The organism is Streptomyces sp. NPDC054813, assembly GCF_053611365.1.
In genome coordinates, this window is sequence record NZ_JBSHAF010000027.1 from 9,196 (window position 1) to 31,026 (window position 21,831).

General features: G+C 67.7%; 28 protein-coding genes and 6 pseudogenes. 19 read left to right on the top strand and 15 right to left on the bottom strand.

Annotated elements, in window-relative coordinates:
- Positions 1-93: 93 nt before the first annotated feature.
- Positions 94-228, bottom strand: a complete 135-nt coding sequence (locus tag ACWGJB_RS39510; RefSeq protein ID WP_453384866.1) for a hypothetical protein — start codon at positions 226-228, stop codon at positions 94-96.
- 188 nt (positions 229-416) lie between these two features.
- Here ACWGJB_RS39510 and ACWGJB_RS39515 point away from each other — a divergent pair, with 188 nt between their 5' ends.
- Together ACWGJB_RS39515 and ACWGJB_RS39520 are read left to right on the top strand one after the other, a co-directional pair.
- A complete protein-coding gene (locus ACWGJB_RS39515; RefSeq protein WP_453384867.1) occupies positions 417-605 on the top strand; it encodes a hypothetical protein in 189 nt (62 codons plus the stop codon).
- A gap of 464 nt (positions 606-1,069) precedes the next feature.
- Positions 1,070-1,225, top strand: a complete 156-nt coding sequence (locus ACWGJB_RS39520; protein WP_453384991.1) for a hypothetical protein — start codon at positions 1,070-1,072, stop codon at positions 1,223-1,225.
- 75 nt (positions 1,226-1,300) lie between these two features.
- Here ACWGJB_RS39520 and ACWGJB_RS39525 read toward each other — a convergent pair whose 3' ends face one another.
- Positions 1,301-2,251 (bottom strand): SDR family NAD(P)-dependent oxidoreductase, encoded by a 951-nt coding sequence (locus ACWGJB_RS39525; protein ID WP_453384868.1) that lies wholly within the window; start codon positions 2,249-2,251, stop codon positions 1,301-1,303.
- Positions 2,252-2,674: 423 nt separating this feature from the next.
- Complete coding sequence (locus tag ACWGJB_RS39530) at positions 2,675-4,162, bottom strand: oxidoreductase (protein WP_453384869.1); 1,488 nt, start codon at positions 4,160-4,162, stop codon at positions 2,675-2,677.
- Positions 4,163-4,660: 498 nt separating this feature from the next.
- Here ACWGJB_RS39530 and ACWGJB_RS39535 point away from each other — a divergent pair, with 498 nt between their 5' ends.
- The gene (locus ACWGJB_RS39535; RefSeq protein ID WP_453384870.1) at positions 4,661-5,011 is read left to right on the top strand and encodes a hypothetical protein; all 351 of its coding nucleotides are present in this window, start codon (positions 4,661-4,663) and stop codon (positions 5,009-5,011) included.
- 145 nt (positions 5,012-5,156) lie between these two features.
- On the opposite strand, the gene ACWGJB_RS39540 is transcribed toward ACWGJB_RS39535, so the two are convergent.
- Both ACWGJB_RS39540 and ACWGJB_RS39545 read right to left on the bottom strand, forming a co-directional pair.
- Positions 5,157-5,612, bottom strand: a complete 456-nt coding sequence (locus tag ACWGJB_RS39540) for an RICIN domain-containing protein (protein ID WP_453384871.1) — start codon at positions 5,610-5,612, stop codon at positions 5,157-5,159.
- A 199-nt stretch (positions 5,613-5,811) separates the two neighbouring features.
- A complete protein-coding gene (locus ACWGJB_RS39545; protein ID WP_453384872.1) occupies positions 5,812-5,964 on the bottom strand; it encodes a hypothetical protein in 153 nt (50 codons plus the stop codon).
- Between the two features lie 120 nt (positions 5,965-6,084).
- Between ACWGJB_RS39545 and ACWGJB_RS39550 the strand changes: the two genes are divergently transcribed.
- Complete coding sequence (locus ACWGJB_RS39550) at positions 6,085-6,396, top strand: hypothetical protein (RefSeq protein WP_453384873.1); 312 nt, start codon at positions 6,085-6,087, stop codon at positions 6,394-6,396.
- Here the strand turns inward: ACWGJB_RS39550 and ACWGJB_RS39555 are convergent.
- The 3 genes and pseudogenes from ACWGJB_RS39555 to ACWGJB_RS39565 all read right to left on the bottom strand — a co-directional run.
- Positions 6,371-6,577 carry a hypothetical protein gene (locus ACWGJB_RS39555; RefSeq protein ID WP_453384874.1) on the bottom strand — a complete coding sequence of 69 codons (207 nt, stop codon included), beginning with the start codon at positions 6,575-6,577 and terminating at the stop codon, positions 6,371-6,373. The genes ACWGJB_RS39550 and ACWGJB_RS39555 overlap by 26 nt on opposite strands.
- 142 nt (positions 6,578-6,719) lie before the next feature.
- On the bottom strand, positions 6,720-7,220 hold the full coding sequence (locus ACWGJB_RS39560) for an allene oxide cyclase barrel-like domain-containing protein (RefSeq protein ID WP_453384875.1): 501 nt from the start codon (positions 7,218-7,220) through the stop codon (positions 6,720-6,722).
- Positions 7,221-7,364: 144 nt separating this feature from the next.
- Positions 7,365-7,913: pseudogene (locus ACWGJB_RS39565) on the bottom strand (energy-coupling factor ABC transporter ATP-binding protein); the annotation flags it as partial.
- Here ACWGJB_RS39565 and ACWGJB_RS39570 point away from each other — a divergent pair.
- Positions 7,894-8,163 carry a hypothetical protein gene (locus tag ACWGJB_RS39570; protein ID WP_453384999.1) on the top strand — a complete coding sequence of 90 codons (270 nt, stop codon included), beginning with the start codon at positions 7,894-7,896 and terminating at the stop codon, positions 8,161-8,163. The pseudogene ACWGJB_RS39565 and the gene ACWGJB_RS39570 sit on opposite strands and share 20 nt — an antisense overlap.
- Here ACWGJB_RS39570 and ACWGJB_RS39575 read toward each other — a convergent pair.
- Entirely contained in the window at positions 8,138-8,638 is a 501-nt protein-coding gene (locus ACWGJB_RS39575; protein ID WP_453384876.1) for a transposase, read from the bottom strand. The two genes, ACWGJB_RS39570 and ACWGJB_RS39575, sit on opposite strands and share 26 nt — an antisense overlap.
- Before the next feature lie 601 nt (positions 8,639-9,239).
- On the opposite strand from ACWGJB_RS39575, the gene ACWGJB_RS39580 reads away from it, so the two are divergent.
- The 3 genes from ACWGJB_RS39580 to ACWGJB_RS39590 all read left to right on the top strand — a co-directional run bounded on the left by ACWGJB_RS39580 (position 9,240) and on the right by ACWGJB_RS39590 (position 11,786).
- Positions 9,240-10,475 carry an IS110 family transposase gene (locus ACWGJB_RS39580; protein ID WP_453384877.1) on the top strand — a complete coding sequence of 412 codons (1,236 nt, stop codon included), beginning with the start codon at positions 9,240-9,242 and terminating at the stop codon, positions 10,473-10,475.
- Between the two features lie 50 nt (positions 10,476-10,525).
- Positions 10,526-10,780 carry a hypothetical protein gene (locus tag ACWGJB_RS39585; protein ID WP_453384878.1) on the top strand — a complete coding sequence of 85 codons (255 nt, stop codon included), beginning with the start codon at positions 10,526-10,528 and terminating at the stop codon, positions 10,778-10,780.
- A gap of 238 nt (positions 10,781-11,018) precedes the next feature.
- Entirely contained in the window at positions 11,019-11,786 is a 768-nt protein-coding gene (locus ACWGJB_RS39590) for a class I SAM-dependent methyltransferase (RefSeq protein WP_453384879.1), read from the top strand.
- Positions 11,787-11,840: 54 nt separating this feature from the next.
- Here ACWGJB_RS39590 and ACWGJB_RS39595 read toward each other — a convergent pair whose 3' ends face one another.
- From ACWGJB_RS39595 to ACWGJB_RS39605, 3 genes and pseudogenes are all read right to left on the bottom strand, one after another.
- On the bottom strand, positions 11,841-12,116 hold the full coding sequence (locus ACWGJB_RS39595) for a hypothetical protein (protein WP_453384880.1): 276 nt from the start codon (positions 12,114-12,116) through the stop codon (positions 11,841-11,843).
- A gap of 108 nt (positions 12,117-12,224) precedes the next feature.
- Positions 12,225-12,548 carry a hypothetical protein gene (locus tag ACWGJB_RS39600; protein WP_453384881.1) on the bottom strand — a complete coding sequence of 108 codons (324 nt, stop codon included), beginning with the start codon at positions 12,546-12,548 and terminating at the stop codon, positions 12,225-12,227.
- 12 nt (positions 12,549-12,560) lie between these two features.
- A pseudogene (locus tag ACWGJB_RS39605) lies at positions 12,561-13,188 on the bottom strand (IS256 family transposase); the annotation flags it as partial.
- Between the two features lie 23 nt (positions 13,189-13,211).
- Between ACWGJB_RS39605 and ACWGJB_RS39610 the strand changes: the two are divergent.
- The 4 genes from ACWGJB_RS39610 (at position 13,212) to ACWGJB_RS39625 (ending at position 15,346) form a co-directional block, all read left to right on the top strand.
- On the top strand, positions 13,212-13,394 hold the full coding sequence (locus ACWGJB_RS39610) for a hypothetical protein (protein WP_453384882.1): 183 nt from the start codon (positions 13,212-13,214) through the stop codon (positions 13,392-13,394).
- Between the two features lie 163 nt (positions 13,395-13,557).
- Complete coding sequence (locus ACWGJB_RS39615; RefSeq protein ID WP_453384883.1) at positions 13,558-14,106, top strand: alpha/beta hydrolase; 549 nt, start codon at positions 13,558-13,560, stop codon at positions 14,104-14,106.
- Positions 14,094-14,480 (top strand): alpha/beta hydrolase, encoded by a 387-nt coding sequence (locus ACWGJB_RS39620; protein ID WP_453384884.1) that lies wholly within the window; start codon positions 14,094-14,096, stop codon positions 14,478-14,480. The genes ACWGJB_RS39615 and ACWGJB_RS39620 overlap by 13 nt, the downstream gene beginning before the upstream one ends.
- 65 nt (positions 14,481-14,545) lie before the next feature.
- The gene (locus ACWGJB_RS39625; protein ID WP_453384885.1) at positions 14,546-15,346 is read left to right on the top strand and encodes an inositol monophosphatase family protein; all 801 of its coding nucleotides are present in this window, start codon (positions 14,546-14,548) and stop codon (positions 15,344-15,346) included.
- A gap of 145 nt (positions 15,347-15,491) precedes the next feature.
- Here ACWGJB_RS39625 and ACWGJB_RS39630 read toward each other — a convergent pair.
- Positions 15,492-15,757: pseudogene (locus tag ACWGJB_RS39630) on the bottom strand (helix-turn-helix domain-containing protein); the annotation flags it as partial.
- A 27-nt stretch (positions 15,758-15,784) separates the two neighbouring features.
- A complete protein-coding gene (locus ACWGJB_RS39635; protein ID WP_453384886.1) occupies positions 15,785-16,105 on the bottom strand; it encodes a hypothetical protein in 321 nt (106 codons plus the stop codon).
- An 81-nt stretch (positions 16,106-16,186) separates the two neighbouring features.
- On the opposite strand from ACWGJB_RS39635, the gene ACWGJB_RS39640 reads away from it, so the two are divergent.
- The 4 genes from ACWGJB_RS39640 (at position 16,187) to ACWGJB_RS39655 (ending at position 17,777) form a co-directional block, all read left to right on the top strand.
- On the top strand, positions 16,187-16,417 hold the full coding sequence (locus ACWGJB_RS39640; protein WP_453384887.1) for an MmyB family transcriptional regulator: 231 nt from the start codon (positions 16,187-16,189) through the stop codon (positions 16,415-16,417).
- Positions 16,418-16,565: 148 nt separating this feature from the next.
- Positions 16,566-16,940 carry a VOC family protein gene (locus tag ACWGJB_RS39645; RefSeq protein WP_453384888.1) on the top strand — a complete coding sequence of 125 codons (375 nt, stop codon included), beginning with the start codon at positions 16,566-16,568 and terminating at the stop codon, positions 16,938-16,940.
- A 4-nt stretch (positions 16,941-16,944) separates the two neighbouring features.
- A complete protein-coding gene (locus tag ACWGJB_RS39650; RefSeq protein ID WP_453384889.1) occupies positions 16,945-17,301 on the top strand; it encodes an ArsR/SmtB family transcription factor in 357 nt (118 codons plus the stop codon).
- A gap of 2 nt (positions 17,302-17,303) precedes the next feature.
- Positions 17,304-17,777, top strand: coding sequence for an SRPBCC family protein (locus tag ACWGJB_RS39655; RefSeq protein ID WP_453384992.1), 474 nt, complete (start codon positions 17,304-17,306; stop codon positions 17,775-17,777).
- Positions 17,778-17,900: 123 nt separating this feature from the next.
- Here ACWGJB_RS39655 and ACWGJB_RS39660 read toward each other — a convergent pair.
- Positions 17,901-18,236 (bottom strand): annotated as a pseudogene (locus ACWGJB_RS39660) (transposase family protein); the annotation flags it as partial.
- Between ACWGJB_RS39660 and ACWGJB_RS39665 the strand changes: the two are divergent.
- From ACWGJB_RS39665 to ACWGJB_RS39675, 3 genes and pseudogenes are all read left to right on the top strand, one after another.
- A pseudogene (locus tag ACWGJB_RS39665) lies at positions 18,230-18,448 on the top strand (IS5/IS1182 family transposase); the annotation flags it as partial. The pseudogenes ACWGJB_RS39660 and ACWGJB_RS39665 sit on opposite strands and share 7 nt — an antisense overlap.
- A gap of 1,049 nt (positions 18,449-19,497) precedes the next feature.
- Complete coding sequence (locus tag ACWGJB_RS39670; protein WP_453384890.1) at positions 19,498-21,333, top strand: hydroxysqualene dehydroxylase; 1,836 nt, start codon at positions 19,498-19,500, stop codon at positions 21,331-21,333.
- A 40-nt stretch (positions 21,334-21,373) separates the two neighbouring features.
- Positions 21,374-21,778 (top strand): annotated as a pseudogene (locus ACWGJB_RS39675) (helix-turn-helix domain-containing protein); the annotation flags it as partial.
- Positions 21,779-21,831 lie beyond the last annotated feature (53 nt).

Sequence of the window (21,831 nt, forward strand, 5' to 3'; positions counted from 1 at the left end):
AGCGTACCCTCCGCCCCCCCACCCACCACGTAATTAACGCCCGGGGGGCGGGGCCGTGTCAATCGACCCAGCGGCCCGCGGGTCGTACCCGAGTCAGAAGTCCAGGCTCCAGCGGTCGTGGTAGCCGGGGTCGGCGGAATAGATGCCGGGGGCGCTGTCGGCGGGGCCGTCGGAGGCGTCGACGCTGTACGTGGTGTGGATCCGGCCTTCGTGGTGTCCCAGTACCACGGCTTCACCGGGATCTCCGTGCCGTCCTCGGCGACCAGGGTGACCACCTGTCCGTCTCGACCCACGGATGGACGAGGTCGATGCTTCACCTTGAGGTCCTTGGGTGGGTGGCCCCTGCGGCCGGTCACGATCAGCGGCGACTCGTTCGTCTGCCAGTGGGGAATGTCGCAGCGGGCCGGTTTGACGAAGTGGCGTCCGCCGGAGGCGAGCACGGGTCGGTCGAAGCGCACGGTGTGCGTCGCGTGGTGCTGGGCGGTGTTCCTGCGGTGATGGCCGTCCTGAAGGTGCCGGCCTTCCTCGGCGTGCCGGTGACGACGCCGGTGCGGGTGTCGATGGCGTTGGTCAGGCCGATGCCGGCGACCAGCAGGCCGTCGTAGGTGGGGCTGTCGTAGGCGACGCCGTTGACGGTCTTCTTCCCGCTGCGCCTTCGGAAAGGAGGCCCTGGGTGCCGGTGACGTAGGACTGCCAGGCGAGGGTGGGGGCGTGGCGCCGTCCATGAAGACGGCGAGTTGGGGAGCCGTGGTCGTGGCCGGGGCCCTCGGTGCGTTCCTTCCTGGCCGTCGAGAGGGCGGACTCCTTCGCCCGCGCGGCACTGACCGCGGGCTCCGTGGTGGGTACGGTGACCCGCGCGGACGAGGCCTTGGTGACGGTACGTCCGCCGGCCCGCTCGTGGACCACCAGGTCCCCGCCGATGGCGGCAAGACCCGCGTCGGTGCGCTCGTAGTGTGTGTGGACGGTACCGTTTCGTGGTGCTCAGCGGGCCAACCCGTGGTCGGCCGCTGTCCGCCGACGGTCTGGACGAGATCCTCGACGGCTCCGGAAGCGGGCCGGACTGGCACGACTGACGTGCCATCAGCGACGGCATACCTGCCTGACCCGGATGCGGGAGGCGGGCATGGCCCCGCAGGCCGTGCAGGCCCATGCCGGCCACGCTCCGCCGAGGTCCTCCTCATGGAGTTGGCCGAGGCTTCCGCGACAGCTGCAATCCCATGTCTGACCAGCGGAATCCGCACACAAGATTCGGAAAGAGAACGACCTCTTAGGACGCTTGTGGGCCAGCGCGCGCCCAGTGCTATCCGGGGATGGTGCCGAGGTCGACGCCGGTCAGGTCACGGCTGGTGTCCCACAGCCGCGCCGCTACGGAGGTATCGGTGAGGTGGTTCCACACCGGTTCACGCCGGGGCTTGCCGCGCAGGCTGAAGACGCGCGGTCCCCACAGTTGCCCTCCGCGCACGGCCGGGTCGAGCACCGCTCGGACCGCGGGCCATGCGCCGGCGTGCTTGCCCTGGACGAGGAGAGCGGCTGGTGCCCCGCAGAGCCGCGCACCAGCGGTCCGTACATGGACTGGCGGCCGTGACGGGGTCAGGGAGTCCAGCGCGCCGCCGGGATGGACCACTACGCTGGCGACCGTGCTGTCGACGGCGCGCAGGCGGCGGTCGAGTTCGAGGCCGAAGTACATCTGCGCCAGCTTGGAGCGTCCGTAGGTGCGCTTGGGCTGGTAGTCCTTGCGGGACTGCAGGTCGTCGAGGTCGAGCCGCTCGGACTTCGCCGCGAAGCTGCCCATGGTCACGATGCGGGCCGCCGGTGCGGCCGACAGCAGGGGCATCAGCCAGTGGGTCAGCGCGAAGTGTCCGAGGTGGTTCGTGCCGAACATGACCTCGTGACCGTCTCCGGTCTCCTGGCGCGGTGGGTCGTCGAGCGCGATGCCGGCGTTGTGGACCACGGCGTCGAGGTGGTCCACATCCAGTGATTGCACCGCTGTTTTGAGCGACGAGAGGTCGGCGAGGTCCAGTCGTACGGTCCGCACCCGAGCGCCAGGGACACGCGAGCGGATCGAGGCCGTGGCGACTTCGGCCTTGGCGGGATTCCGGCTGCCCAGTACGACAGTGGCTCCGGTTGCGGACAACTGCTCCGCGATGAAGTACCCGATGCCGGCGTTGCCACCGGTGACCAGGAAGACGCTGGCATCGGCACGCGGCAGCCGTTGGACATCCCAGGGCGGGGTGGAGGACGTGGGTGACATGGCAGTGGGCTCCCTTGCTGTTGAACACGGCTGCGGCTGGCCCTGCAGGGCAGCTCAACGCCCACGGTTTCAGCGGCCCCCGACAGATCGCCTACGGATCACCGACAGCCCCGTCGGGCGGCCGACATCCTGCCGACAGGGTGCTGGCCCGTCGCGGCACACCGTTGCCACGGAGCGTCACGCTGGCCAACCGGAGCAGCGATTGGCCACTGCGGGGGTATGACCGCGCGTCCGTCACGACTACGCCCAGGTCAGGAGCCGCGCACCGAGCATCTGCATGACCTGCGGTCCCTCTCTCCGGCCGCCCTCTTCCCAGCCATCCGCCAGTCCGACAAGGTGAGCGCGCTGGAGACGCAGGTATAGAGGAGACGCAGATATTCTGCTCGTCATCGAGACGAGGACGGGTCGCGTCGGTGGGGGCTGTCAACTCTTGTTCAGTGACCGAGTCACACCCGCGACGACTGCCGTCGTCAGCAGCCAACCCGCCGCGATCAGAGCGTAGGACAGCCATTGCGCGATGCTTCCTTCCGTCCAGTACCAGGCGGTGCGCTGGCCGAGGCCGCCGATGGGGATCAGCAGGTCGAGGGTATAGACGAGGGCGTTGAACGGCGGGCCTTGGCCGGGCTGGGTCTGTTGCGGCGACTGGCTACCGAAGACAACTGTGCCGAGGACGGTCAGAGCCATGATCCACACTCCGGCCAGCCAGGGGCGGTAACCGTAGCCGACCAGGGCATCGAGTATGTGCCCCCACACCTGCCCGGCCGGATGCAGGGTTCCGCGGCGGTGGCGCTGCTTGGCCAGAAGCACCTTGCGAGCGTCGTCCTCGTGGCCGACCTGCCGGTACCAGCTCGCCAACTGTTCGTAGGGCTGTGGGGCGTAGCCGGGCTCGCGTCGGATCCACTCGATGCGGCGTGTTACGTCGTAGCCTCGTAGACCGTCCTTGGACTGGATGGAGGCGTAGCTGAACCCTTGGAGATGCACGACGTCCGGCCAGATGCCCTCGCCGTCGTGAAGGACTGAAACGTGTGCTCCTCGGAGGTCCACCGCGCCGGAAGGTCGTGCGGCGGGCGTGAAGTGCACTTCGCCGGCTTGCATCCGCGAGCAGTCCATGGCCATGTCCTCACCGTTCAGGATGGCGCCATCAAAGGTGAGCTGATCCGATATCTGGGCCCCGCGCAGACATACGGCCCCCTGTGCGGTGAACCCTTCGGAGAAGACAAGAGTCTGGGCCACGGCGTTGTCCGCGACGAGCGCCGGGCCATCGGAGTTGCTCAGTCGGGCTCCTTCCATGAACAGGCCGCCGGGCAGGTGGGCTCCCACCAGTCGTATCCCGCCGTGCGCGGTGAATCCTCTGCGGCAGAAGACCCCGCCTTCCATGACCAGGCCGCCGGCGAACAAGGCCCACCGTCCGAGGCCGTTCAACATCGCCTCGTTCAGTTGCAGCTCGCCTGCGATCCGGGCTTTCAGGAGCGAAAGGCTGCCGTTGAGAACCGATCGTTGCAGATCGAGGGTGCCCCCTATCTGGGCCAGCGTGGCGTCTATGCCGGGCGCCCGACTGCCGATGATGCCAATCGTCCGGGTAGTGGCTCCGTAGAAGCTCGGCGCCTCCTCGAACCAGCAGCCTTCAAACCGCAGCATGTGCCCGATCTCTGCTCCAGCGAGATCGAGACGACCTGTGATCCGCGCACCAGCCACCCGCAAAGCGGTGACCGCCCCCGGCGGTGCTGCGTTTGCTCCCCGCGCCAAAGCTGTCACGACGGCTGCCCGAAGCGTGCGCTCGGGCCCCCAGTCCGCCCCTCTGGCCGGATTGTCTTCGTCCGGCGTACCCACGCGCAGCTCCACCTGGCGACCTTCGGGGAAGGAGTCCCACAACTCCCGCTCGGGCAAGGTCATTTCTTCGTACGGCAGCATCAATACAGGGTAGGGAACGCCGAGCCACCGAGGTGGTCAAGCGGCTGGTGCCCGGTTTCCTCGCCGAAGCGAGATGAGCGACTACGACGAAGGAGGAGGTGACCGATGCTGGTCGTGACGGCTTGGTAGAGCTGCCGGGGACGATGAGCGCCCGGAATCCGGAGCCGACCTGGGAACTGCCGGCGGGGCGGCTGGGGGAGTACGGGATCACCCGGGTCGCCGAGTCGACCGGCCTCGATGTGATCGGGTTGCCGGTGTGGACGGCGATCCGGCCCGCCTCCCGCGCCCTGAGTACGTCCCAGGGCAAGAGCGCCACCGACCTGCTCGCGAAGATCTCGGCGGTGATGGAGGCAATCGAACTGTGGCAGGCGGAACAGCCGCTGCCCGTCGCCGCGCACGGCCCCGCCCGGGACGTCCGCCCGCACTGCCCAAGAGGCAGTCCATCGCTGCGCAGAGAGCCCGCCTGCGTCAGCCGGCACGGACGCGTACGCGGACGCCGTGGAGAAGGAGGAGCGTGCGCTGCGCACTTGGCAGGAGATCGATGCCCGGCCAGCGTCTCGCCTACCTCAAGTACTCCGGCGCAGGCAGCCATCGCAACACGCGGCTCGCCAGGCACAACGTGCTGCTCGAACGCAAGCTTTCAGAAGCCTAGGGCGAACAGATCTGGCACGAATTGGCCTGGGCGGCCCGACCGACGTTCACGCCCTTCAGGAACGGACCGCGCTGCTGGAGCAGGAGATCGTTGACCTGCAACGGAAGCTCGTGGACCAGGACGAAGACCTCGACGCCGCGCGAGCAGCGAACCGAGAACTGTTGGCCGAGCTGAACAAGACCGCACGCCGGTGCTGACGCCCAGGGCATCGTGAGAGCGCCGATCGTCCCTTGCAGAAGATCGCCGTCCGGATGCCCGCGATCTCACCTGGGGCTTCCCGGATTCCTCGGGAGCGCCTACGACGGTTCTCACCGTCTTCAACACTCACGAGGCATCCAACGGTCAGCGGTGGAGCGTCCACTGCTGGGAATTGCCGCCGGTGCACTTGACGAGCGTGACGTGACGGACGGCTCCCGACCCCTCGCCAAGGCAGGTCTTGGTCACGTTGTTGATCAGCTCGAAGCCCGCGGTGGTGAAGTACGCATCCCACAGTGCTGCCGGGTCGCTGGACGAACACGGCTTCATCGTCGCCTGACCGTTGCGGGCGACCAAGCACAGCCTCTCGCCCACGTTTTGCCGCATTTCGGAGAGCCGGCCGATGGTGTCGTTCATCAGCCAGGTCTGGTACAGGCCTCCGTTGCACCCTGTCGCGTAGGGCCCGTAGTCGGCCCGGAAGTCCAGGCAATCGTCCGTGGCCACGTTCTGTACGTGGTAGTAGACCGGCGCCGCGTTCGCCGGCGCGGTACCCACTGCCCAACCCAGCGCAACGGCCGCACCCACGGCGGCAATCTTCTTCATCAACGCGGTCCCCCTCGGCTTGTTCTGGCATGGCAAAGCGCCACCGAGCAGGTAAACAGGGGATACCAGCCGGAAGGAGCGCCAACGGTCGGTATGTTCACACACACCACACTCACCGGCAGCCTCAACGAGGTCCTCGGCCCCTGACAGCTCCGCCACTGCGTGCGGCGGCGGTCCGGCGTGCCATGTCACACCACGGTCAGAGAACCCCCAGAGAACGTATCGCGGCCATGGCCAGGTCCATCCAGAACGCGGTGACGTCGCGGCCGGTTCTCGACTGCAGCCGGACACCGTCCTCGGTCCGCCACAGCACGGTTCGGTGACCATCGTTCTCCAGACTTTGACGTGTCACATGAGTAGCCGTTGTCTTTCCGGACTTGATCGGTGGGTTTCCGCTGGTCAGGCGTGAACTCCGTGGCATCGAGGAAGAGTCGGGCCGTCACGTCTGTCGGTCATGACACGGAGGTTGTCGATGGCTTCGGTCATGGGCTTGTTGGAAGCGCGCGAGACGGCCGCGCAAGTTCGGGTCGAAGAGCTCCGCGAGGAGGCGGAGCGGGTGCTGGCCGAGCTGGCGAAGGCGGAGGCGGTGCTGGAGCGGCGGGCCATCGCCCGCTTGGAGCTGGCCGAGGCCCTGTCCGGGTCGGAGCGGGAAGCCGACCACCCGCCGGAGTCGGTGCCGGCGAAGGTCGAGGGGGTGCGGTCGAAGGTGAAGGGGCTGGTGGAGCGGGGCTGGCTGGCCGAGGAGCGTCCCGGGGTGTTCACGCCGAGGCGGGCTGCCGGGTGACGTTTCGGCTCCGGTGGCGGGCGAGGTGGCGTCCCATGAGCATGGTCATCGACGTCAGGACGGCGGCTTCGCTGCTTTCGGGCCGGGTCTCGTAGTCCCGGGCAAGGCGCCGCGAGCGCATCAGCCAGCTGAGCGTCCTCTCCACCACCCACCTGCGTGGAAGCACCACGAACCCGCTCATGTCATCGGTGCGTTTGACGATCTGAAGGGTGAGCCGCCCTGGACGTCCCCCTGACCCACACTTCCTTTCGTACGACCGTCTCCAATGGTGCAACGCGAGGGGAGAAGGCCGGATTCCGGGGTCAGGTGGACGTCGGGGTCCGTCAGGCGAGGTGGATCGTGAAGCGCCTCACGACCTTGGGGTCCGTGGCGATCGTGTCGGAGTGGACCGAGCCGCGAGCCTTGTCGTACTCCCCGGTGCCGCCGGTGATCGCGTTGTCGAAGGGGCCCTGGTCGACGTAGTTGAAGTACATCCCCTGCACGGTGAGCTGGCCGCCCGGGAGGGTGTAGGTCACGACGCACTGCTCCGCTTCATCGGCGCCGCCCCGGGTGGTGGTGCAGGTGCCGTGGGTCTCGCCGACCTTGTTGTGCGCCTCGTCGAAGAGGTCCGAGCGGACGACGACTTGATCGCCCTGCGAGACGCTGCCGGGGGTGACGGGGAAGCGGGTCAGCTGCTGCACCTCGGCCAGGACTGTGATGATCCGGGCTTTACCCCTGGCCTGGGCGGAACCGGTGTCCGTCGCGGCGGCCGCGACGGGGGTGCAGGCGAGGAGGGTGACCAGCGTGGCCGTGCCGAGGCAGGCCGCTCTGATGGGGCGCATCATGCGACTCCTGAGGTTGATGTTCGGGAATGGCCGGATGGCGAACTTCCATCCGATTCCGTTCGATTCCCTTCATAACCTCGACTCCGCCGCCGCACGGAGCACCCGGGCACGAACCACCGGTACATCCAGCCGGTCGGACCAAAGTCAGGCGGCGGAGCTCGGCACGAAGCCGAACGGCAGCTCCAGGCGATGCCGGGCCATGAGCTCCTCGTCGGCGACGATCTCGCCCGTCGGCCCGCCGGCGGCGATGACGCCCTCGCTGAGGATGACCGAGCGCGGGCAGAGCTCCAGGGCGTACGGCTGGTCGTGGGTGACCATCAGGACGGTGACGTCCAGGGAGCGCAGGATGTCGACGAGCTCGCGGCGCGAGGCCGGGTCCAGGTTGGAGGACGGCTGGTCGAGGACGAGGATCTCCGGCTCCATGGCGAGGACCGTGGCGACGGCGACCCGGCGGCGCTGCCCGAAGGAGAGGTGGTGCGCGGGTCGGTCGGCGAAGTCCGCCATCCTGACCTTCTCCAGAGCGCGCAGGACCACTGCCTCCATCTCGGCGCCCCGGACGCCCGCCGCGGCCGGGCCGAAGGCCACGTCCTCGCGGACGGTCGGCATGAACAGCTGGTCGTCGGGGTCCTGGAAGACGATGCCGACCTTCCGCCGGATCTCGGCCATGTGCTTCTTGCCGACGGGCAGCCCGGAGCTCCGCGAGGAGGCGGAGCGGGTGCTGGCCGAGCTGGCGAAGGCGGAGGCGGTGCTGGAGCGGCGGGCCATCGCCCGCTTGGAGCTGGCCGAGGCCCTGTCCGGGTCGGAGCGGGAAGCCGACCACCCGCCGGAGTCGGTGCCGGCGAAGGTCGAGGGGGTGCGGTCGAAGGTGAAGGGGCTGGTGGAGCGGGGCTGGCTGGCCGAGGAGCGTCCCGGGGTGTTCACGCCGAGGCGGGCTGCCGGGTGACGTTTCGGCTCCGGTGGCGGGCGAGGTGGCGTCCCATGAGCATGGTCATCGACGTCAGGACGGCGGCTTCGCTGCTTTCGGGCCGGGTATCGTAGTCCCGGGCAAGGCGCCGCGAGCGCATCAGCCAGCTGAGCGTCGTCTCCACCACCCACCTGCGTGGAAGCACCACGAACCCGCTCATGTCATCGGTGCGTTTGACGATCTGAAGGGTGAGCCGGAGTGTCTCCTTCGCCCAGTCGACCAGGCGGCCGGTGTAGCCGCCGTCGGCCCACACCAGGCGGATCTTCCGGTAGCGGACGCGGAGCCGTTCCAGCATGCCGCAGGCGGCATCCCGGTCGGTCACGTCGGCTGCCGTAACCAGCACCATCAGCAGCAGGCCTAGACAGTCCACGATGACGTGCCGCTTGCGCCCGTTGATCTTCTTACCACCGTCGAAGCCGCGTGAGGCGACCGGCACCGACGCGGCTGCTTTCACCGACTGCGAGTCGATGACCGCGGCGGTCGGCTCCGGGGTCCGAGGAAGCGGTTGGTTCCCGGGATGTTCGAGTGCCGGACCGTGACACCTCGTGGCTGCCGGGCGGGCAACGCCTCGCTTTGGACAGCGTGCACGGTCCTGGTGCTCATGGTGGTGGCGGTCACGTGGCCGCCGTACGGATGCCCCAAGAGGCCCTGGCGTGTGATGCCTCAAGGCAGAGCGGCGACATGCGGTGCAGCGTGGCCGCCACCCCTGTCGACGGCTGTTGGTGCTCGTCGGCACTGGACGGACACCTGTGCAGGTCTGGGCCTTGATGCCTCCAGCCAGAGCGGCGCCGTCCAGAGTCGTCGAGCGTCAACACCGGCCACTTGATGACTCGTTGGTGTTGGTGGTGCGAGCCCGCCGCACGGTGACCTCTTGATACGCCCGAGCCGTCCGAGCTCCCGCGCAGACCGAGGCCCGTGGGGCGCGCTGGTGCCACGAACGGCTAGTGAGGTGGAGGCACATCCGCAAGACGGTTGATGCCTGGGATTAGGTCGCTCGCGTGGCCCGCATGCGCTCGTGACCAGCGCAAACACCTGAACATCAGGGAGGGACAACCTTGATCTACTGCGGAATCGACTGGGCGGAACGAACCCACGACGTCGCCCTGGTGAACGATGCCGGGGCGCTGGTGGCCAAGCGGCACATCACCGACGACGCGGCCGGCTACAAACTGCTGCTGGAACTGCTCGCCGAGCACGGCGACACCGAGGAGAACCCGATCCCCGTGGCGATCGAGACCTCCCGCGGCCTGCTGGTTGCCGTGCTACGAACCGGCAAACGCAAGGTGTTCGCGATCAACCCGCTGGCCGCCGCCCGCTACCGCGACCGGCACTCCGTCTCCCGCAAGAAGTCCAAGACCGGCGACGCACTCGTGCTCGCGAACATCCTGCGCACCGACATGCACGCCCACCGGCCGCTGCCGGGCGACTCCGACCTCGGCCGCGCCATCGCCGTTCTAGCCCGCGCCCAGCAGGACGCGCTGTGGAACCGGCAACAGATCGCCAACCAGCTCCGCTCCCTGCTGCGCGAGTACTACCCCGCCGCCCTGGAAGCCTTCGCCACCTGGACCAACGGCCTGTGCCGCCCCGAAGCCCGCGAACTCCTCAAGGCCGCACCGACCCCCTCCCGGGCCGCGCGGCTGACCCGCACCCAGCTCCAGGCCGCCCTTAAACGAGCCGACCGCAAGCGCGGCATCGAGGCGGAGGCCGACCGCGTCCGTGACGTCTTCCGCGCCGAGTGGGCCCACCAGCCGCCGCTGGTCGAGAACGCGCTCGGCAAGCAGATGCTCGCCCTCCTTATCCAGCTGGAAGCCGCCTGCACCGCCGCCGACCAGCTCGCCGAGGCGGTGGAAGAGGCATTCCCTCAGCACCCGGACGCTGAGATCCTGCTGAGCTTCCCCGGCCTCGGCATCCAGCTCGCCGCCCGGATCCTGGCTGAGATCGGGGACGACCACAGCCGCTTCGCCGACGCCCGCGGCCTGAAGGCATACGCCGGCTCCTCACCCATCACCAGGGCCTCCGGCAAGAAGTCGTCCATCACACGGCGGTGGGTGAAGAACGACCGGCTCAATCACGCCGGCTACCTCTGGGCCTTCGCCTCACTCCGGGCATCCGCCGGAGCCAACGCCCACTACCGGCGACGACGCGAGCACGGCGACTGGCACGCCGCCGCCCAACGCAACCTCTTCAACCGCATGATCGGCCAGCTCTACCACTGCCTACAACACCGCGAACTCTTCGACGAGCACTCTGCGTTCCCAGCACCGTCGCAGGCAGAGGCGGCGGCAGCCTGAACAGCGAAGACACCTTGCTCACGCTGGCGATGGAAGCTGATCATTCACCTATGAGAACCGAAGTACAGGCGTTCGTCGCCGACGGCCCGCTCCCCGACTGGGACGCGAGCGAAGAGGAGATCGACAGGCGCGTCGAGCAACTCGAAGCGATTCCGAAGCCGGTCACGGGCGAGGAAGCCCGAGCGCTGGTCTCCTGCTTCGGCCCGGACGACTGCTACGGCGTCGCCGGGACCCTGCTGCACCTTATCGAGACCGGCCCAAACCCCGTCCTGACCACCGACCCCGGACCCCACGCCAACGAGTGACACCGGCGGCTCTACGACCGCGCCGTGAACGGAGGGCTCATCCCGAGAACTTGACGGCATAGCAACGTGAGGTGTCTGCCTTCATGCCCGTGCCACCGGAAGACCACCCGACCGGGAACCCTCGTTCGACCACCAAGCGAACCTCTCGGTACGACAACGGCTACTGAGACATCAGCTCGTGTCTGGGCCCCAGAGTGGATCAAGCACCGGAGACGCGACTCATGCGAGGATGCTGGGCATGTCTGGTCGCGCGCTGAGTTTCGGAGTGGTGGCGGAAGCATACGAACGGTTCCGGCCGGGGTATCCCGTGGAGCTGTTCGACATGGTGATGGCATACGCGGGCCATCCGGTTCGGACCGCCCTCGAGATCGGCGCTGGGACAGGCAAGGCAACCCGCCTGTTCGCCCAGCCGGGGGTCATGGTGACCGCTACCGATCCTGACGGGTCCATGCTCGCCGAGCTGCGCAAGCACGTGCCGACGAACGTCAGGACGGTGCAAGCTGCGTTCGAGGAGTTGCGACCAGGCGAACGGTACGGGCTGGTCTATGCGGCAGCAGCGCTGCATTGGACGAACCCGGAGGGTCGGTGGTCGCGCATGGCCGCGCTGCTGGAACCGGGTGGCGTATTCGCCTCATGCGGCGGGCCAATTCGACTGGCTGACCCGGCTGTAGAGGAAGCTGTCCGCGCGGCGCGAGCACCATTCTTGGAGAGTGACGAGATTCCGTCGCCTGACGGGACGCCTCCGGGTCATGAGATGCAGTGGCCAGGTACGGAGTTGCAACGGTCCGAGTGGTTCACCGGCGTTCAGCAGTCCGTGCTCGAACGCCGCGTGACGATGAGCGCTCACGACTACGTTGGTCATCTCTCCACCATCTCGGCTTATCTCGTCTTGCCGACCGCGGAGCGGGAGCAGGTATTCAGCCGGATCATGCCGGTACTGCCGGACAGAGTCGAGATGGCCGCCGACATCACCGTCCATCTGGCGCGTCGGCGCTACGAGGATTGATCACGGCAACTCGCCATGTCAGCCCGCCGGCCCCAGGCTGGTTCCGAGCCACCTTCACTCGCGTATGGCGTGTGCTCGGTCGAGCGGGAGGACGGCGGCTGAGCGCTGGGTGATCTGCTCGCGGAGGGCCGTGTTCTCCGCGAGCAGGGCCCCGATCACCGTGGCGGCGGCGTCGACTTCGTCCTGGAGTCGTTGTAGTTCGTGTCGGTTGTCTCGCAACTGGCGGCGGAGACGGGCGATCTTCGCGGCCTGGGCCTGCTCGGGTTTGCTTGCCGAGCTCTGGCTGACGTGGTTATCCCAATCGACGGGCACTGCGGTGGCCCGGTTCATCGTGGCCCGGCTGACGCCCGCCTCCCGCCAGAGATTCTGCTCGGTGAGCTTGCCGTCGGTGCGGATCGGCCGACCAGTGAAGAGCCCGAGTTGTGGGTCGCCAGCGGCTCACCATGATTCGCGCTCCAGGTGCACGAGACCTTGGATGGTGCCCAGGCGGGTGTGCAGGGTGGGCTCTGGGGTCGGGGTGTGGGTGAGCAAGAAGACCCGGACCGCCCGGTGTTCTGGGGTGTAGAGGTCGTCCTGGCCGTCATCGCCGGGAATGGCGTTCGGCTGGATCTCGAGGCGTCCGTAAGTGCCCTGGGCTAGGTGGTAGACGCCGCGGTAGTCACTTTCGCGCTCGGTGAAGACCACATCGAGGTGGCCGGTGACGAGGCGGACCAGTTCACTCGTGGTGTGTGTGCTGGTGCCGTAGGTGTCGTAGTCGGTCATGGTGGTCTGACCTTATGCCGCGAGGGTCTCAGGGCGTCCGAGGAGCTCGCCGCGTTCGAAGTGGGATCCGGCGCTCACCAGGGAGACGAGGTGGGGTGCGTTGACGGCCCGCCGTCGGGCCTGGGCGGACTCGACGAGCTTGAACACCATGGCCAGGCCTGCTGCGCGGGAGCCGGCACCCTTGGTGACCTTCGTTCGTAGGCGCACGGTCGCGAAGGTCGACTCGATCGGGTTCGTGGTCCGCAGATGGATCCAGTGCTCGGCGGGGAGGTCGTAGAAGGCCAGCAACTCGGCCTCATCATCCGTGATCCTCCTGACGGCCTTGGGGAACTTCGCCTTGTACTGCTTCTCGAACGCCTTGACCGCCCTGGCCGCGTGCTCCTTGTCCTCGGCGTTGTAGATGTCCTGGATGGCCTTCTTCGCTACGAGCTGGGCCGACTTGGGGCAGGCTGTCGAGGACGTTGGCCGATTTGTGAACCCAACACCTTTGGTGACGGGTTTCGGGGAAGACCTCGTGAAGCGCATTCCAGAAGCCGAGGGCGCCGTCGCCGACGGCGAGGACGGGAGCGCGCATGTCCCGCCGGGCGGCATCCCGCAGCAGGCTCGCCCAGGACTCCGCGGATTCCCGGTAGCCGTCGGCACCTCATCCTCGCCCACCAGTCCATGCAGCTGGAAGGCACGCCCGGTCACCGCGTGCTCATGTTCTTCGCCGAACCGGGCACGCCCGACCACGACGCGATCGTCCTCCTCGACCTGCTCGGGCAGGAGCGCGCCTCGAAAGGTGCGGCGCCGGGCGCCGGGCCGTCGGCACCCTTCCTCGACGGGGCTGGGCCACCCCGCCTCTGATCTGCGCCGTAGACGCATGAGGTGCCCTGTCACACCACGGTTCGGCACTCCACGCCACCGTAGGGCCTGCCACTTGGAGACCGGCGGGACGAGGATGGAGCCCCTCGACCCGCAGGCCGCGCCACGCGCGACCGAGAAGACCCGGTACGGGTGGGACCTGAACATGGAACGAGTGACTTTCCAGAGCAAGGGCAACACGGTGGTCGGCAACCTGTTCAAGCCGGAAGGCTTCGAGCAGGGCACGAAATACCCCGCGATCGTGGTCACCCATCCCTTCGGCGCCGTCAAGGAGCAGGTCCCCACCACCTACGCCAAGCTGCTCGCCGTCCAGGGCTTCATCACCCTCGTCTTCGACGCCTCCTACCAGGGCGAGAGCGGCGGCGAGCCGCGCTTCTCGGACTTTCCCTCCGCGCGTACCGAGGACGTCCGCTGCGCGGTGGACTTCCCGAGCATCCACCCCGACGTGGACGCAGAGCGCATCGGCGCCCTCGGCATCTGCGCGGGCGGCGGCTACACCGTCAACGTGTCCCAGACCGAGCTGCGGTTCAAGGCCGTCGCGGGCGTGAGCACCTTCGACGTCGGCGCCGCGCGTCGCGATGGCGTCGGTCCCTTGGGGCGCAGTCGGCGGAGTACCGCGACGGCCTGCTCACGCGGTCGGGCGAGGCCCGTACGCGCGAGGCGGCCGGCGGTGAGGTCGAGATGTTCTCCCTGATCAACGACGACCCGAAGTTCGACATGAACGACCTGTCGACCATCCCCGCGATGTACCTGGAGGGCTACAAGTGCTACACCGAGATCGACCCCAACCCCCGGTTCATGGGGACGTTCGCCCTCTCCAGCCTCAGCCAGCAGATGGCGTTCTTCCCGTTCGACGGGATCGAGCTGATCTCCCTGCGCCCGCTGCTGCTGATCGCCGGCTCCGAGGCCGACACGCTCTACATGAGTCAGGACGCCATCGAGCAGGCGAAGGAGCCCAAGGAGCTCCACGTCATCGACGGTGCCTCGCACGTCGACCTGTACTGGAAGCCGGAGTACGTCCCGAAGGCCGCCGAGAAGCTCACCGAGTTCTTCACCAAGAACGTCTGACCGGCTAATGCTCTGACCGGGAAGGCTCGCCGGGGCGGTGGGTTCGCCTCGATAGTCTGCACGGCGTGATCAACTCATACGCGAGTTCCGACGATGCTGCAGTCGCGATAGCCGGAGCGCGGGCTGGCGCGGATGTGGTCCGCAATATGTACGGCCAGCGGCTCAACCGCATCGACAAGGGGGCCGGGGATTTTGCCACCGCCGCCGATGTGGAGGCCGAGAAGACGATCCTCGGCGTTATCCGTGCCGCACGGCCCGATGACGCGGTGCTCGGCGAGGAAGGCGGCCAGCAGGGCCCCGTCGACGCTGTGCGCCAGTGGTTGGTGGATCCCCTGTGCGGCACGCTGAACTACGCCGTGGGCAACATGCTGGTGGCCGTCAATGTGGCGCTGCACGATGGTGCGGCGGCGGTGGCCGACCCGTTCAGCGGCGAGGTTTTCTTCACCGATGGGGAGAGCGCCTGGGTGCGGCATGCCGGGGCCGACGACGCACTACTGACGCCCTCGCCTGCTACCCGGTTGGTGGACGTCAACCTGGATCCGCCGTTCCCGAGTGCGCCCGGATTCCGGGCCGTGGATCTGCTGGCCCACCCTGAATTCGTCGAACGTTTCCGGCTTCGTGTCGTGTCTACGACGCTGGCGTTGGCCTGGGTCGCCGCCGGCAAGCGCGCCGCGTACGTCACCGATGGCGGCGACCTGTCCAGGAGCGTGCACTTCGCGGCCGGCATCGCTTTGTGCCGGGCTGCTGGCTGTGTTGTCACCGGGATCGACGGTGCCCCGATTGGTGAGGCCGGTCGTGGGCTCGTGGTCGCCGCCGACGACGAGACCCACAGGCTGCTGATGTCGATGACGCGCAGCCGAAGCTAGTGCTGCGACGCATGGGTTTCGCCGGGGTGGGTCAGGCTGCGACTCGGAAGGGCCTGCCGCCCCAGCGGATGCCCTTCTCGCTGCGGATCCGGGCACGTTCACGGCGTTGAGCTGCGAGGACGTGTGGGTGGCGGGCGTTGGCGCCAGGGCTGAGCAGGCAGGGACGGCCTCCCGCCCACTGAGGGCCGAGACAGGCCAGGTCGATCTCGTTGAACCGATGGATCACATCCCGGACGGTGTCCTCATCGGCCTGTACCAACTGCGCGATCACACCCGGTTGCCTCCGGCCGAAGCCAGCAGCATCATCGCGTGCCGGTAACGCACCGAACTCGTGCTGCCCTGGCGCACGATCTGCTGCAGCTTCTGCCCCTCCTGGTCGGTCAACCTGCGCACACGGACCAGCTCAGCCACCACAACCCCCACCAGCCGGAGCGAACGTCACTGTGCGTCCAACCGCCCGGACGACCGCCCCGGCGAACCTTCCCGGTCAGAGCACTGCGCCGTCGAGGTGATCGTGCCGCCGGCGTCGACCACCACCACGTCGGGCAGCTTCGGGTTCCGGGCGGCCAGCGGTACCGGCTTGGCCGTGACATTCGGTATGCCCGCCGAGGTGGGGACGGCGGTGCGGGCGGACTGCGATGCTGTGGCGTCGGCGTTCGACGCCGTGAGCACGGCCAGGGCGACGCCGGGGGCCGTGACCGCGGCGAGGGAGTCACGCGACGCTTCGTGAGACCAGGACGCATCTCGCTCCTTGTGCAAAGGGAGTTACATGGCGTCGCAGAGTGAAGCAATGCGGATAAGTCACCCGGAAACCCGCAACTCACCGAACTGATCGGGGAGTTGTCCCTGCACAGCGAGATCTTCCGCCGACTGTGGGCCGACCATCACGTCCAGGCCCACACCACCGGCATCAAACGCCTCCACCATCCGGTCGTCGGCGACCTCACGCTCGACTTCGTGGTCCTGGCCGTCGAAGGAGACCCTGATCCTCTACACCCCCGAGCCGAACTCCCCATCCGCCGAAGCCCTCGACATCTCGCGGTGAACTTGCTGGTCATGGGGCTGGCGTAAGGCATTGGCCGTGTGCTCGTGCTGGTCGCGGGCGGTTGTCGGAGTTCAAGATCGTCTGCCTCGTCGTTGATCGTGAATCCATGCATTCCACTGGTAGGAGATCCCCTACGTTTGACGCGTAGGAGATCTCCTACCTATTGTGGGCGGCATGAACATCACCCACGCCTCCTTCGTCACCGTCCCCGTCTCCAACCAGGACGAGGCCCTCCGCTTCTACACGGACGTACTCGGCTTCGAGGTCACCGCGGACCTTCAGATGCCCCCCGGCCGCTGGCTCCAGGTCGCCCCGAAGGGCGCCCAGACCGTGCTCACCCTCTCGGGCCCCGGCATGGGCGACTTCACGCCCGGAACCGCGCGGGGGATCATGTTCGTTACGACAGACGTGGACACGGACTGCGTCAGGCTCACCGAAGCCGGAGTCACCGTGGACGGCCCGACCGACCTCCCCTGGGGACGTATGGCCGGCTTCCGGGACCCCGACGGCAACGGCCTGATGCTGCTCACGGAGAAGGAAGGCTTCTGACCGAGTGGTCACCCAGAGCGCCCAGGATCAGGGCGAAGTCCAGGACCAGCTCTTCGCCGCCCTCGCGAACGCGACGCGGCGCGAGGTGCTGCGCTTGCTGCGCGACCAGGGCCCCCAGCCGGTCCAGGCGCTCGCGGACCACTTCGCCATGCGCCGCCCCAGCCTCTCGGAGCATCTGAAGGTGCTCCGAGAGGCCGGCCTCGTCTCCGAGGAACGCCAGGGCAGACAGCGCATCTACCGCTTGGAGGCCGCCCCGCTCGTCGAGGTACAGGACTGGCTCGATCCGTACGAGCGGTTCTGGCGCGAGAAGCTGAAGGGCCTCGGCGATCTACTCGACCGAATGCCGGACGATGAGGCATGACGATGTCCCAGGCGCCCGACGGACCGGATGAGGGCGACCTCACCACGATCAGGGTCGATCACTTCCTGGCCCACCCGCCCGCGAAGGTCTGGCGGGCCCTGACCGAGCCCGAGCTGATCGCCCAGTGGATGATGCCCGGCGATTTCCGCCTGGAGGTCGGCCACCGCTACACGATGACCGCCGTGCCCCGCCCCAACACCAACTTCTCCGGCACCATCCAGGCCGAGGTCCTCGCCTACGACAACGAGCGGATGCTGAGTGTCCGCTGGCAGGACGCCGTCGAGAGTCAGGGGAACGCCGCCGACTGGACCATCACCTGGACCCTGGAGCCAGAAGGCCACGGCACACGTCTCTTCCTTGTGCACACAGGGTTCGACCCGGACGACCCAGCCCAGCGGATGGCGCACCGGATCATGGGCGGAGGCTGGCGTTCCTACGTCATCAGCGCACTGGAGAACGTATTGGAAACGTCCTGACGGAGGCACCCAAGCCGTACGCGGAGCCGTAGGCCAAGATCGCCTGTCTGCGCGAGACTTCGGGTTCGTCAGGACGAGCAGGGCCCGCAGGTGCCTGGTTGCGTGACGTACGTCCATGCGGAGCCTGGTGAGGATGCGCCAGTTCTTGAGGTGGGCGAAGGCGTGCTCGCAGACCGCGCGGACGGACGCAATCAACTGGTTGACCTGCTTCTTCGCCGAGGTGAGGGGCTTGGTGCGGGTGGCCTTGTAGCCGGTGATGACCACGGGGTCGTCCGCATCGTCGTCCAGGCCGACAAAGCCGAGGTCACCGATCGCGTCCAGCTCAAGGTTCCGCAGCTGCTCGACGAGCTTGTTGGGGCGGCCGGTGGTGATCTCCGAGGAGTGTCCTGGGCGGGCCGCGGACAGCCACAGCAATCGGTCCCTGTGGTCGGCGAGCGCGAGGAAGAGCAGGCCGTGCAACGGCCTGGCGCTATGTGGACGAGACGGTCGACGTCCTCGCCGCCTGGGCGCCCGGCCTGTGCGAGGCCCTGACCGGCCGCGGCGAGGACGACTTCGTGATCCTGGACGGCACTCTGATCCCCACCGACCGGGTCGCAGCGGACGAGCCGTACCACTCCCAGAAACACAAGAACCACGGCATGAACGTGCAGGTCGTCGCCACACTCGACGGGGGGGGGGAGACGCGGATGGCGACCCGTACGAAGTCGGTGTCGGCGCCGAGCCCCCGGCACTGGTCGCCGGGATCGGGCACGCCGCTGAACGCGAGCGCGGCCCGGGCTGCGGCGACAAGACTGCCGCACATGCCCGGCAGGCAGGTCCAGATCCAAAGCGCACTGTGGTCGCGGGCGAGCCAATGCCGGGCCCTGCCCGTGGCCCCTTTCCACGCCGGCCCGGGAGAGGCCGGACGGGATGCCCAAGATCGCCGTTACGTCCTTGTCGAAGTTGGCGTAGAACAGACGCGTCAGCTCAAGCTGCGGCTCGTAGCCGACGTGGGCACGCATGGTGGAATACCAATGCGTGCCCGCGTGGTGCTTCTATCCGTGCCGCCAACGGAGAGTACGCCGCGGCATCGAGAATGTCGGCACCCGTAGACCATTTCAGACCCTCTTCGATCTTCCTTGCCGTACGACGGAGACTCACCAAGACTTCGCCAATCACGCGCGACATTGTCCCCCCCCGACCAGCGAGGGCGGGAGCAGAGCTCCCAGTCTCGACCAGTTGCGACGTCCCCACGATCAAGCTGGAGAAGACCGTTGTATAGATCGAGACTGGAAACAGCACTACGACGAGTGAACGATCAGAAAGGAGTACGTCTCACCGCGCTGTCCTTTGGGCCAGACAAAGGCCACCGTAGATGAGAAAACCACACGCGATATGCGAGCCTACAGGTGGTGTAGGTTCCCGTTTCCGATGACTCCTGAAGCAGCAGTGACCAGCTTCGATGCTGGACGTGTCAACGCAGTGCCCTGGTGAGTTCGTCTCATCGCCGTGTCCTTGCTCATGGTGTTCGGCGGCAGTTGTGATGAATGGGAGTGACGGACCGGTCGAGACTAATTGGGTGACGATGGTCGCGATGTCGGCCGGGCGGCGTCAGGCGTGCATCGCACGTCGGATTCGGATCGGAATTCGAACAGGTACAGCCTTGTGTTTGTGAGGATGTTGTGGGTGACAGGAAATAGGGCTTCCGGCTCCCGGAGCCCCTCCCTACCCTCCGGTGCCCATGACAACAGAACACGCGCAGCAGTCTCAGGGGCACAACGGACACAGTCGCAGACGCTTCCTGACGGTGACCGGGGGAGCGGTTGCCGGAGTCGTCGGCGGGGGAGCTGTCGGCGCCTTAGGGGCTGCCGGCAGCGCGGCCGCGGCCTCCTCCGGCAAGCGGGTCGCCGTCCTCGGCGGCGGAGTCTCCGGCCTCAGCGCCGCTCACGAACTCGCAGAACGCGGCTACGAGGTGACGGTCTACGAGTACTACGACGCCCTCGGTGGCAAGGCCCGCTCGATGGACGTCCCCGGGACCGGAACAGGCGGCCGCGAGCCGCTTCCCGGCGAGCACGGCTTCCGCTTCTTCCCCGGCTTCTACCGGAATCTGCCGGACACCATGCGCCGCATCCCCTTCCCCGGCAACGCGAACGGCGTTCACGGCAACCTCCGCAGTGGCACAGAGGAGTTGTTCGCGCGCGGACCGGGCCGCCCGGACCTGCACTTCCCACTCCGCCGGGTCACCACCCCGCCCGCCCCCGGCGACCTCACCCCGTCCTGGATCCGCGACCAGATCCTGTCGGTGCTGGACCTCGGCACTCACCTGCCCGCCAACGAGGCCGCCTACTTCGCCGACCGCCTCCTGGTTCACCTCACCAGTTGCGACGCCCGCCGCGAGGACCAGTGGGAGAAGGTCGCATGGTGGGACTTCATCCGTGCCGGCGAGATGAGCCGCGAGTACCAGGTGCTCCTCGGCATCGGCCAGACCCGCAACCTCGTCGCCACTCGCGCCGAGATCGCCTCCACCCGCACCGTCGGCCGCGTCATCATCGAGGCCCTCATCCTGTGGGGCCTGCTCGGTCGCGGCATGGACGGCGACGCGGACGTCGACCGGGTGCTGAACGCCCCGACCAGCGAGGCGTGGATCGACCCCTGGGAGACGCAGCTGCGCTCCCTGGGCGTCGAATTCGTGGTCGGCACCGAGGTACGGGAGGTGGTGTACGGCGGCGGCCGGGTGACCGGCGTACGGGTGGCGGCGCGCGACGGCAGCCGGCAGCGCACCATCACCGCCGACCACTACGTCTCCGCCCTCCCGGTCGAGCACGCGCGCGTGACCTGGGGCCCGGCCCTGCGCGCCGCCGACCCTCAGCTCGGGCGGTGCGACGCGCTGAAGACGGACTGGATGACCGGCGTGATGTTCTACCTGCGCAACCCCACCCCCGTCGTGCACGGCCACATCAACTGCCTCGACTCGCCGTGGGCGGTCACCGGAATCGGCCAGACGCAGTTCTGGGACGGACGGGACTTTTCGCGCGACTACGGAGACGGGCAGGCCCACGAGTGCCTGTCCACGATCATCTCCGAGTGGGACAAGCCCGGCATCCTCTACGGCAAGACGGCCCGTGAGTGCACCAAGGACGAGATCGTCGCCGAACTGTGGGCTCAGCTGAAGGACGGGCTGAACGACTCAGGCAAGACGACACTCAGGGACGAGGACCGGCTCGGCTGGTTCATGGACCCGGCGGTGACGGGCCTCGGCGGCCCCGAACCGCAGAACCGCGAACAGCTCCTCATCCACCCCACCGGCACCCTCTACCACCGCCCGTCGGCGAGGACAGCGGTGCCGAACTTCTTCCTCGCGGGCGACTACGTCCGTACGGACGTGGACCTGGCGACCATGGAGGGCGCCAATGAATCCGCGCGACGCGCCGTCAACGCACTCTTGGACGCGGACAATTCGGACGCCGAACGGTGTCACATCTGGGAGTTGTTCCGGCCGCCGGAGATGGAGCCCCTGAAGCGGGTCGACGAGGTGCGCTATCGGCTGGGGCTGCCCAACACCTTCGACCTGGGCTAAAGGGTGTTGCACAACCCTCTGAGCTGAACATCTTCCTTGTATGGGTGGGGTGTTGAGGGCTGAGCGGTTGTGGGTGGAGACGTTCACGGGGCTGCGGGTGACGCAGTTCTCGGGTCTGTTGATGGTGGTGCGGGAGCGGGGTGGTAACGGCACGTTGCGGGGCCGGCCGTGGTCGCTGCCGCTGGCCGAGAGGGTGCTTCTGGTCGCGGTGTACTACCGCACGAACCTGACCATGCGGCAGCTCGGCCCGCTGTTCGGTGACTCCTCCTCCACGGTGTGCCGGGTTGTCCAGCGGCTAGGCCCTTTGCTCACCATCGAGCCAGTCAGCCGTCCGACGGATGCCGCAGACCGGTTGTGGATCGTGGTCGGCACGCTGATTCCGCTGCGGGACCGGAGGGTGGCGGCCTCCAGTCGCAACTACCGGTTCTCGGCGAACGTGCAGGTCAGCCCTCACCCAGCCTTGTTCAACACCCTTGGGGCCCGGCCGAGGCAAAGGAA